General features: G+C 72.1%; 3 protein-coding genes. 1 reads left to right on the forward strand and 2 read right to left on the reverse strand.

Annotated features, from left to right (window positions below; genetic code table 11):
* Positions 1-452, reverse strand: a 452-nt coding sequence (locus ACTWQJ_RS51095) for an MMPL family transporter (RefSeq protein WP_443313151.1), incomplete at its 3' end; no start/stop codon positions are given.
* Positions 453-544: 92 nt separating this feature from the next.
* Positions 545-1270: an LmeA family phospholipid-binding protein gene (locus ACTWQJ_RS51100; protein WP_443313152.1), complete on the reverse strand. Its 726-nt coding sequence runs from the start codon at positions 1268-1270 to the stop codon at positions 545-547.
* A gap of 74 nt (positions 1271-1344) precedes the next feature.
* On the opposite strand from ACTWQJ_RS51100, the gene ACTWQJ_RS51105 reads away from it, so the two are divergent.
* A partial coding sequence (locus ACTWQJ_RS51105; RefSeq protein ID WP_443313153.1) for a TetR family transcriptional regulator occupies positions 1345-1688 on the forward strand: 344 nt, incomplete at its 3' end.

The following is a 1688-nucleotide window of genomic DNA, read 5'->3' on the forward strand; positions in this document are numbered from 1 at the left end:
GCCTTGGTGGTCTCCTCCAGTGAGTCGAGCGTGCCGTCGTCCAGGTCGGAGCGGCTGACGTCGTAGTTGACCTGGGCGAGCGCGGTGCGCCCGTCGCGGGTCACGGTGCCCGCCTTGTCGGGCGGGATCACGGCGGCGACCTGCGGGGCGTCCTGCGCGGCGGTCAGCGTCCGCTGGATGCCCTGGGCGGCCTGCGGATCGGTGACCTTCGCGCCGTCGGGCGCGGTGAACACGATCTGGGCGCTGGTGCCCGCGGCCGCCGGGAAGTCCTCGGCCATCGTGTCCTGGGCCTGCTGGGATTCGGAGCCGGGAATGGTGAACTCGTTGTCGAGCTTGCCGCCCACGACGACCAGCGCGCAGACGGCGCCCGCCAGTACGGCCAGCCAGGCCGCCAGGACGAGCCGCCGTCGGCGGTAGGCGCCGAGACCGAGCCGATAGAGCCATGTCGCCACGGAGATGCTCCTCGTGCAGTAGTGGCTTGTGCGATAGGGGTCCGAAGACGGACGGGTGTCGGTGGGCCGGGGCGTCGGTCGGGCGGAGCGGGTCAGGCCTTCACGGTCGTGCTGCCTCCCGTCAGTTCCAGGCGCAGTCCGTCGGCGGTGACGGCGAGCCGCTCCGGCTCCAGGTCGAGGGGCAGTCCGGACAGGTCCAGCTCCTGCGGGGTGTCCCCGAGCAGCTGGCCGGCGAGGGCGTCGGGAACGATGCGTTCGCCGATGCGCACCGTGGTGCGTTCGAACCGGATGCCCTCCTTCTCGAGGACCGGCCGGAAACCGATGGAGATCCGTCCGGCCGGCCCGGCCTGCACGACCAGTTCGCCGCTTTCCGGATCGGTGGTCACCGCCGCGGCGCCCAGTGCGCCCCCGGTCATCGTGGCGACGGCGTCGGCGAGCGCGGCGTCCGTCAGCTCGGCGCTCACCCGGGTGTCGGCCACCGACAGTCCGTCGCCGGTGCGGACCACATCGGCCAGTTCGGCGTGCAGGTCGACCCCGGAGAACCGGCGGAACGTCGCGCCCTCACCGGAGACCTCCACGTGGGAGAAGGACCCGCGGGCCAGTTGCAGCATCACCGGCGTCGGTCCGAAGCCCACGTCCAGCCCGGTGTGCAGTCGGCGCTCCATGCGGTCCGCGAGCCGGTCGGCCGCCTGGTGACGTGCCACCGCCTCCGCGACACCCCCGGCGGCCAGCACCGCGCCGGCCACGCCCAGGGTGATCAGGCGGGCCCTGCGGGACACCCGCCCGCGGAACACATGCCCCCTCCGAAAAAGTGTCATGACTGACAGCATAGCGAAGGTGTCATGACTGACAGATTCTGTACCGTCGGTTTTCCGCCTGCGATACTCCTCACATGGCAACCCTCGACACCTCCTCCGCGGCGCCGCGTGGGCGTCGCGAGGCGCACAAGGCGGCGACGCGCAAGGCCCTCCAGGAGGCCGCCCACCGCATGTTCGAGGAACGCGGCTATGCGCAGACCACCGTGCGGGACATCGCGGCGGCCGCCGGGGTCACCGAGCGGACCTTCTTCCGCTACTTCCCCTCCAAGGAGGACCTGGTCCTCGACGAGGTCCTGGACCTCATCCCGGTCATGCAGGCCCAGGTGGCCGCCCGCCCCGCCGACGAGGACCCGTACGCCGCCGTCCTGGGCGCCGCCCTCGACCTCATCGCCGACGGCGGCCCCGGGCTGATGTTCAG

Source organism: Streptomyces sp. KR55, assembly GCF_052245645.1.
Classification (GTDB): Bacteria; Actinomycetota; Actinomycetes; order Streptomycetales; family Streptomycetaceae; genus Streptomyces; species Streptomyces flavusporus.